The sequence below is a fragment of the Microcystis sp. M49636_WE2 genome (genome assembly GCF_030065375.1).
GTDB classification, from domain to species: domain Bacteria; phylum Cyanobacteriota; class Cyanobacteriia; order Cyanobacteriales; family Microcystaceae; genus Microcystis; species Microcystis aeruginosa_C.
Genome location: NZ_JASJFG010000937.1, coordinates 1 through 8,058, shown reverse-complemented (window position 1 = coordinate 8,058; position 8,058 = coordinate 1). Strand labels below are relative to the sequence as shown.

Below are 8,058 nucleotides of genomic sequence, written 5' to 3'. Positions count from 1 at the left end.
TTGTACAGCTTCTTGATAGGTTTCTCCATCTGCCATACATCCTGCTAATTCTGGAACTTCAACAATAAAAGCTTGATCTTCCTCACTCCAATAAATAATTAATTCATAGCTAATTTTCATCTTTCCCTCCTAATTTATATTTTAAAATTAGATTACGAATTTGTTTGACTTGATAAGTCTTTGCTTTTCCTTGTTTAGGTTGTAGATTTAAAATTTCTTCAATTCCTTCTTGAATGAAAATATGATGACTTCCTCGTATTCTTTCATAAAAGACAAGTTTTCTCAGCAGTTGACAAAGCTGCTCAAAGGGAATGTTCGTATCGGCATTTCCTAGAAGGATTTTAGTTAACAATTTGTCTTGTTGACTCATAATTATACATTAGGGAAACCTCATAAGATCGGAGTTTGAAAAAACTGCGAAACGCCTTATAGGCTAAGATTTATAGGCTGCACTCCGAGAGCCGCCACCAGAGCCACCCACCCTCCTCCCTATCCATATACAAACGCGAAAGACCAAGCAAACCCCGGTCGCCGGTCGGCCAAACCGCGGCTGGGAGGTGTCCTTCGGGTGCAATAGATGATGCGTTTGTACCCAAAGTTAATTCATCACTAGATTTCCAAATCCCGTTTGCTCGCCATCCGACGGCATCTCCAAAGCGACTGTAAGCTTTGTCATTATAGCTGCCGATGGAATTGCCTGTCCGCTTATAGATCGCCAATTGTACCGAGAAGCCAAACTTACCACCAGAAGCCGCTAACCACTCTCGATCGATCATCCGCAAATCCTCACAGGAAAATTTCTTGGCGGATTCTTCATTGATCGCTTCTCGCTTAGCTGCCGCTAGCATGAGATCAGACGTTTTTTGATCAGCTTCTTTCCATTTCTTTTGTTGCAGGAGTTCTCGTAGCGTTGTATAGTCCACGCCAGTGGTTGAGGAGATGAGGGTCGATCGCGGTTGGATTGGCGGATTTGATGGTGTTGGTTTCGGTGGCGTAAGCACGGGAGGTGATGGACTGGGTTGGGGGGATACTACGGCTATAGATGAGCGAAAAACAATATCTCCCCGATTTAAGTTAACATCTAGAATCGTCCCAAATTGAGGATGTTGATTTCCCCTTGTTAAATTGGGAAGATGTTGCGTCAAATAAAGACCTAATTCACTTCCCGTTACATACCCATCTTTTGTATAATCAGCCTCCCCTTCTAATGCTCTCAAAAATAGCGGCGTAAATACACTTTTTGCAGGAACTTTTTCATTCGCATCACCAGCCGTTAAAAATTGCCTCACGGGTTTATTCATCACATCTCGGATATAAGCATTTCCCGCATCCTCTCCATTAGATCTTTGTTTAAAAATCGTTCCCGAGAAACAACTATCAAACACAAATAAAACGTGCTTTGCCTCCATTTGAGTTGCCCAAGAATTAATCTGTTCCATTGACAATGCCGCTTTCAGAAAGCCCTGTTCATCAACAATCGGATCGGGTGCATCAACGGGAACTAAATATCCTTTGGTCTGCTGACGAGTGTAACCATGCCCTGCAAAAAAAATCACTAGACGATTATTCTGTCGATAACCATAATCATCGATAAAATCCTTGATCCCATTACTCAATTTAGTTCGATTGGGATTGGGAATTTCTCTAACCTGAAATCCTTGTTTTTGTAGTGCCGTTACGACCTCTTTCGCTTCATATTGAAGGTTATTTAATTTTCCCCAATTTTTATAATCTCCAGCCCAAATAACTAAAGCATGGCTTTCTTGATAAACAATAACTTCTTTCCCATTAGCATCTTTTACGATCAAGGAATTACGCTGAGCTTGTGCTATTTTTATACCAACAAGACTAGCTGTTATTCCCGTTAATGCCAAACATCCCCAAAAAGCCTTTTTCATTACCTTACTCCTTCCACATCATTTTATTAATGGGGTTAGTGCTTGGATGAGTTCGGTTGCCTTTGGATCGTTTTTTTCTCTAAAAATTATCTTGACTTCATTACCTTGATCGATAATAATTGTCCCTCGTTCTAAATTTGCGTTGTTTTCGATTAACAATTCTCCTTTTTTGTTTTTACGGACAATAACTCCTCCATATTTAGTATCTTTATAAATTTCTAATAAAGTTGTGGCAATCTGCCCCAAAGCAACTGCCCCAATTAAAATATAAATAAGGGGTAATCCCCGATCATCCGTTATCGTTGACTTGTCTGGAATGACTTGCCCTTCAAAGTTCAATTCTTCCCGAACAGTGTTCACCTGTTCTGCGGGAACGCGCCACTGAATGTTGACTGATTGACTTTCCTGCGCTGAAACGCTTTGGTTTGAGAATCGATGGAAAAAAAGGCTCAAAACCAAGCCAACCAAAAATTTGCGCCGTTTAATGATAGACATCAATACCACCTTAAGCTCGTCTTTTTTCTGATTTTAACAGTAGAATCGCCGATGGGAATGAATAACTTAATTTATGACTCCATTCGTCTCACCTGAGAAATTTCTAATTTCATATCTACCGAAAAAAGATTCCAGGTTGACCATTCCCGTGGCGATCGTTTATGAAAAAGATAATGGTGTTCAGCTAACCATTCTCAATGCTTCCCCGTCTCCACAGTAAAATAGGCAATGCTTACCCTAGTCATGCAAGGCGTAAAATTTCCCAGATTTTCAGATATTCTCGCTAACTACTTTTGTAAGTCTTCATTAGCCCGAAAAATCGCTTCTTGACCATCACTAGAGGCCACAAAACCCATAAAAGCTTTGACCGCTTCACTAGCAGGTTCTTTGTAAACGTAGTAAAGGGTACGCTGCCAGGGATAATTAGGTTCACTGGCTGAAATTCCGTCCACAGCGAGCGCCCTGACGGTTTTTTGGTCGGCGATTTGGCTATAGGTTGCGTAACTAATGCCATTCAGTCCTAAAACTCGCAAAATTGGGGTAGTGGCATCCCTATCCATCATTTTGAAATTAGTTCCTGTACCAAATTCTCCCCCTTGCAGCACTTCCTGACGAAAACTTTGATAAGTGCCACTAATAGGAGGACGATTAATCACTTGAATAGTAGCTGCAGAACCGCCCACCTCCGACCAAGAGGTGATTTTTCCGGTAAAAATATCTTTAACTTGGGCAGTGGTTAACCCCCCCGCAAAAGGATTTTTTACTCCCACCACAACAGCGATCGCATCTCGAACGATCGGACTAGAAGCCAATCCCTGAGAGCGTTCCGACTCGGTTAAAGGTCGTGACACCGCCGCAATATCGATCACCCCCCGGGACACTTCCTCTAATCCCCTATCAGATCCTTGAGCATTTGTCAAGACCTCTACCCCCTGAAATTTGGCAGTTAAAGCGGCTTTTAAGGCTTGATTAATCTGTACCATACTGGTGGAGCCGTTAATGCGAATTGTCGTGCCACTGGGGATAGAAGTCGGTGGGGCAAAACTGACCACTCCCTGGGGGGAAGGGGGAGGGGGTAAGGGAGAGGAGGCACTTCCCGATGTTGGGGATTTTTGCGGACTTTTACCGCTGCCACAGAGAAAAAATTCTTTACCTGCAGCACATTGACTTTGTAGCCAGAAGTAACCCCCACCTAAAATGCCCGCAGTGGCTAAAAGAGCGATTATTAAAGCAGTTGTTTCGTTTTTTTGAGACATAATTATTCAGTGAGCGGTGATCCGTTAGGGTATTTGGGGATTTTTCGGTCAACAGTGAACAGTAAACAGTAATCGGGGAAAAGAAAGTTCCGAAGTTTTCAGCTAACACCTTCTACTTAAAACTGCAATCTGATCACTGATAAGGAATGAGGCTCTTCTGGTTTCTGTGTGGAAACGAGGTCTATACTGATAGTTTCTTCCGCAAGATAGTCCTAAAAGTCTTGTCTGATAACTTTAGGCGAAGAGTCCTCTTAAATTGGCATTTTGCTACTAATTGATCATACTCAGTCTAGGAGAGCCATAATTTTTAATCCTTTTAATCTGAACTCATCGGCAACAGGCAGGGCCAATAAAGAGCAATCTGGCCCGCCTGCGGGGCGATAATATTCTGAAAATAATCCCTAGCCATCTCCACTAAACCCCCCCCTCATAGCTGACTAGCGCAGTAAACCGCTCCCATCAGTCCCACTTGAGCATTAAGGACGATATGGACGGGAATATTGCTTAATAGCTCTGCCATGCGACCTTTAGCGCGAAAAGCCTTCATAAAGCTCCCCTCGGTCATTAGGGGAAGATTCTTGGCCGCAATCCCCCCCGCTATGTATAATCCTCCGTAGGGAAGCAACTTGAGGGCTAAATTGCCCGCCTCCGCACCGTAGGCCTCGACAAAGATTTTCATGGTTTGATAACAGAGATCATCCGAGTTATCTTGGGCAAAACTGGCGATTTTAGCCGCTAAATCGACGGTTTTTTGCGGTTTACCCATTTCTGCTAACCAAGTGCGGTAAATTTCCGCCATGGCCGGTGATGACTGACTATAGTTACTATCGTGGAGAAATCGATAGATAGAAGTGATTCCAGGGCCAGAAACCACTCGCTCCACCGAAATTCGCTCGATATTATAGAGTTCCAAGAGATAATTTAATAGTTGATATTCTAAACTCGATCGAGGGGCAAAATCGGCGTGGGAACCCTCACTACCAAACACCCGATATGTACCCTTCGAGACAGGGATCAAAAAACCCTCTCCTAACCCAGTTCCCGCACCGATAACCGCAATCGGGGCCTCTGGTACTGCGGGGGCCGACTGTAGATTGTGCAGCTCCTCTGGGGCTAATCCTAACACCCCATAACCGATCGCCGCAAAATCATTAATTAATTTTACCCGCTCAATCTGCAGCTCGCGGCTTAGGCGATCGCCAGTTAGGGACCAACTTAAATTGGTCAATTCGGAACTATTGTTAACCACTGGACCGGCAATACCGAAACAAGCTTTTGCCACTGGGGGAATAGTGGTTTGTCGGGCCAAAAACTGCTGGACGATCGGCACCAGATCGGGGTATTGTTCACTAGGATAAATTTCTTGATCGAGAGTAATTAGCCGGGGTTGGGGACTATCCGGTGAGTTTTGGCAATCCACTAAACGCAGGATGGTTTTAGTTCCCCCGATATCTCCCCCTAAAAGAATCGTCATGCTGGTTTTTCCTCAGTTTGTACCCATAATTATAGTTTTTTACCCCTTCTCCCCAGCAAATTTAAAGGCCGTCAATTCTATACTATAGTGAAAGATGGTAATGCCTAAGCCCTAATTAAGGATTGATTAATCGTCGCTCCGGGGTTGGAATGGGGATTTGCTAGAGGACAGAAACGGCACTTAAAGACATTTTAGGTCTCACTGTCGCCTCAAGGCGATCGATAGGGCGGCAGAACCTATCACTGTCCCCATAACTTTTAAGATAGACCAGAGAGGGAGAAATTAGCTTGGGTGTAGAACTTCGCAGTTACGTTTATCTTGACAATTTACAGCTTCAACACGCTGCTTACATCGGTACAGTCGCCCAAGGATTTTTACCCTTACCCGGGGATGCTTCCCTCTGGATTGAAATTTCCCCCGGCATCGAGATTAATCGCATCACCGATATTGCCCTCAAATCCGCCGTGGTTCGTCCGGGGGTTCTATTCGTAGAACGACTCTACGGACTCTTAGAACTCCATTCTAGCAGTCAGGGAGAGGTCAGGGCGGCCGGTCAGGCAATTTTGCAGTATTTAGGCGTTAGTCAGCGCGATTGTCTGAAACCGCAAATTGTCTCCAGCCAAATTATTCGCAACATTGACGCTTACCAAGCCCAATTAATTAACCGTAGTTCTCGGGGTATGATGTTAATGGCAGGACAGACTTTATACGTTTTAGAAGTACAACCGGCCGCCTACGCTTCCCTAGCCGCTAATCAGGCCGAAAAAGCTGCTTTAATTAATATCCTACACGTTACTTCCGTGGGCAGTTTTGGCCGCTTATATTTAGGGGGAGAAGAACGAGATATTATCGCCGGTTCCCAAGCGGCAGTTTCAGCTTTAGAAAATATTCAAGGTCGAGCTTTTCCGGGTAGCGACAAAAAAGAATAGGCTAACAAAGGCAAAAGGCAGGAGGTAAGGGTGCATCTCATTTTTGTCAATCTACCAATTGGGATTTTTACTTGGAAACTCTCGGCTAAAATTGGGCATTACTTCCGATTTTATTACTCAATCCAAGCTTTTGGGGGGTTCTACCCCCCAAACCCCCCGTTGGGGGCGTGGCGCCGCCCCCAAACCCCCCGCGCATTAGCTTTTCGGTGGGATGCTTACACGCAGCTGCTGATACATTTGTCATCATCTAAGAGTCACTGACAATTGCTGATTGTCGGTATTCCTGCAAATGTGAGATGCACCCTATCTCAACAAGCAATTTAAATGCGCGGGCAGCTTACAACAGCATTTCACCCTATTGAGGAGATTCAAAAATTAGTTCGCTATTATTCAGTTTTTCAACGACTAAATGGCGATAGAGTGTCACTTGCCGAAGGATTTGGTCGGGATTGTTTTTCTTGTTAGAAAACATGATCGTTTTAATCGATTCAAATTCTATTCTTGTGATCACACCATCTTTGATCGCTCGTTCAATTGTAACTCGTAAATATTCTAATTCTTGGCTTTCCTCTGGGGTAATTTCTAGACTTTTAGGATGTTCTATTTTCATGATCGATTGTTCTTATCTGCTAACTGATAACTGGATAATCACGGCTATTTTTTCACACTTTTATGATCGGTGGAGAGAGAGTTTCCGTCTGGTTAGAAACGGCCAGATTATTATTTTGGCTGTGATTTTGCGGCAATTGTCCCGAGGCTAAATTCTGCCCCTCTCCCGTAATCAAACGAGCGCCACGACCGCGGGTAAAATAATTCCAACCCCATTGCACCATCACCACTAATTTATTATCAAATTCGATCAGATAGTAAATATGGGCCCAAACCCAGACTAACCAAGCGATGAACCCGGAAAACTTGACAAATCCCAAATCAACCACGGCCGCATTTTGGCCGATAACTGCCAGACTACCTCGATCGATATAATGAAAAGGTTTAATACTTTGCCCTTTTAGGCGAGAAATTAATAAATTGGCCAGATATTCGCCCTCCTGCATGGCCACGGGAGCAATTCCGGGTAAAGGTTTATCTCCCTGATGGGCAAAATTAGCCAGATCCCCGATCACAAAAATATTGGCATAACCAGCGATACTTAAATCGGGTTCGACGATTACCCGGCCGACGCGATCGAGATTTACCCCGGTTCTTTCGGCCAAAATTCGCCCCATTCTCGATGCTTTTACCCCTGCTGCCCATAAAATTGTCTCGGCGGCGATTTCTGTCGTCTTTTCTCCCTGACGGACCGTGACACAACCTTCAACAATATTGGTAACGATGCTGTTAGTTTGCACTGTCACCCCTAATTTTATGAGAGAAGCGGCAGCTTTAGCGGATAAATCGGGCGCATAGGGAGGTAATACCCGATCCATCCCTTCTAAGAGCAAAATTTTCGCTTCTGTGGGGTTAATCTGGTGAAAATCAGACCTAAGCGCACCGTGGGCAATTTCAGCGATCGCTCCTGCTAATTCTACCCCCGTCGGTCCGCCACCGACAATTACAAAAGTTAATAAAGCTTGCCGCTTTTCGGCATCGATTTCTTTCTCGGCCTTCTCGAAAGCGAGATAGATGCGACGACGCATTTCTACTGCGTCTTCAATGGTTTTTAACCCTGGAGCGTAGGGCTGCCATTGATCATTGCCAAAATAGTGATGACTGACTCCCGTGGCAATGACTAACTGATCGTAGGCGATTGGCGGGTGATCTTCCAAGATCACTTCTCCCTTGACCGGATCTATATCTATGGCATGATCGAGGAGAATATCTGTATTCTCATGACCCCGTAGGATTAAGCGCAAAGGTGAGGAGATATCGGCCGGAGACAGCGCCCCAGTAGCGACTTGATAGAGGAGGGGCTGAAAAAGATGGAAATTTCGCTTATCGATGAGGGTAACATGAACGGGGGCGTTTTTTAGGGCTTTGGCCGTGTATAAACCCGCAAATCCGCCGCC

Annotated in this window: 10 protein-coding genes; 2 read left to right on the top strand and 8 right to left on the bottom strand. The window is 44.5% G+C overall.

Annotated elements, in window-relative coordinates; all coding sequences use genetic code 11:
• The 4 genes from PX484_RS21535 to PX484_RS21520 form a co-directional block, all read right to left on the bottom strand.
• Positions 1 to 120: type II toxin-antitoxin system HicB family antitoxin (locus PX484_RS21535; protein ID WP_288105437.1), on the bottom strand; the 120-nt coding region annotated here is incomplete at its 3' end.
• Positions 110 to 370 (bottom strand): type II toxin-antitoxin system HicA family toxin, encoded by a 261-nt coding sequence (locus PX484_RS21530; RefSeq protein WP_287767219.1) that lies wholly within the window; start codon positions 368 to 370, stop codon positions 110 to 112. The genes PX484_RS21535 and PX484_RS21530, both read right to left, overlap by 11 nt.
• Positions 371 to 440: 70 nt before the next feature.
• Positions 441 to 1,898, bottom strand: a complete 1,458-nt coding sequence (locus PX484_RS21525) for a GUN4 domain-containing protein (protein ID WP_287767218.1) — start codon at positions 1,896 to 1,898, stop codon at positions 441 to 443.
• A gap of 18 nt (positions 1,899 to 1,916) precedes the next feature.
• Positions 1,917 to 2,393 (bottom strand): hypothetical protein, encoded by a 477-nt coding sequence (locus tag PX484_RS21520; RefSeq protein WP_061432093.1) that lies wholly within the window; start codon positions 2,391 to 2,393, stop codon positions 1,917 to 1,919.
• A gap of 73 nt (positions 2,394 to 2,466) precedes the next feature.
• Here PX484_RS21520 and PX484_RS21515 point away from each other — a divergent pair, with 73 nt between their 5' ends.
• On the top strand, positions 2,467 to 2,613 hold the full coding sequence (locus tag PX484_RS21515) for a hypothetical protein (RefSeq protein WP_176721611.1): 147 nt from the start codon (positions 2,467 to 2,469) through the stop codon (positions 2,611 to 2,613).
• A 67-nt stretch (positions 2,614 to 2,680) separates the two neighbouring features.
• Here PX484_RS21515 and PX484_RS21510 read toward each other — a convergent pair whose 3' ends face one another.
• Positions 2,681 to 3,649, bottom strand: a complete 969-nt coding sequence (locus PX484_RS21510) for a phosphate ABC transporter substrate-binding protein (RefSeq protein ID WP_287767217.1) — start codon at positions 3,647 to 3,649, stop codon at positions 2,681 to 2,683.
• Between the two features lie 427 nt (positions 3,650 to 4,076).
• Positions 4,077 to 5,123, bottom strand: coding sequence for a glucokinase (locus PX484_RS21505; protein WP_287767216.1), 1,047 nt, complete (start codon positions 5,121 to 5,123; stop codon positions 4,077 to 4,079).
• A 287-nt stretch (positions 5,124 to 5,410) separates the two neighbouring features.
• Here PX484_RS21505 and ccmP point away from each other — a divergent pair, with 287 nt between their 5' ends.
• Complete coding sequence (ccmP, locus tag PX484_RS21500; RefSeq protein WP_002802816.1) at positions 5,411 to 6,052, top strand: beta-carboxysome protein CcmP; 642 nt, start codon at positions 5,411 to 5,413, stop codon at positions 6,050 to 6,052.
• Positions 6,053 to 6,407: 355 nt separating this feature from the next.
• Here the strand turns inward: ccmP and PX484_RS21495 are convergent, their stop codons facing one another.
• Together PX484_RS21495 and PX484_RS21490 are read right to left on the bottom strand one after the other, a co-directional pair.
• Positions 6,408 to 6,662, bottom strand: a complete 255-nt coding sequence (locus PX484_RS21495; RefSeq protein WP_002802814.1) for a hypothetical protein — start codon at positions 6,660 to 6,662, stop codon at positions 6,408 to 6,410.
• Between the two features lie 52 nt (positions 6,663 to 6,714).
• On the bottom strand, positions 6,715 to 8,058 hold a 1,344-nt coding region (locus PX484_RS21490; RefSeq protein ID WP_288105433.1), incomplete at its 5' end, for an NAD(P)/FAD-dependent oxidoreductase.